This window comes from Streptomyces sp. CHD11, assembly GCF_018638295.1.
In the GTDB taxonomy this organism is placed as follows: Bacteria; Actinomycetota; Actinomycetes; order Streptomycetales; family Streptomycetaceae; genus Streptomyces.
The window spans coordinates 1-319 of record NZ_JABTTS010000180.1; the positions used below are offsets into that span (position 1 = coordinate 1).

1 protein-coding gene is annotated in these 319 nt (G+C 69.6%); it reads right to left on the minus strand.

Features of this window, described 5'->3' with window-relative positions; all coding sequences use genetic code 11:
- Nucleotides 1-319 (minus strand): tryptophan 2,3-dioxygenase family protein (locus HTV45_RS33670; protein WP_251693427.1); only part of this gene is annotated, 319 nt, incomplete at both ends.

Here is a 319-nt window from a genome sequence, read left to right on the forward strand (position 1 = left end):
CGTCAGCGCGGCGATCGGCTGCCAGGAGTCGTTGAGCGCGGACAGGGCGCGCCGGCTGCGGGTCAGGGCGTCGAGCGCCGCGGGCAGGTCGTCCTTGACGAACGCCTCGCGCGCCGTGCGCCACTCGTGGACGATCAGGGTGAACCACAACTCCATCACCTGCGTGGTGACGAGGAATCCCATCTCGTCAGCGGCTTCGGTGAGGGGCTGTTGCAGCGTGTTGAGGACGGAGGCGGGGACGTACTCCTCGTAAGGGCTGGCACCGGAGAAGGGGCGGGTCAGCGTGGTGTCCTCGGCGAGTTCCGCGAGAGCGGACGGG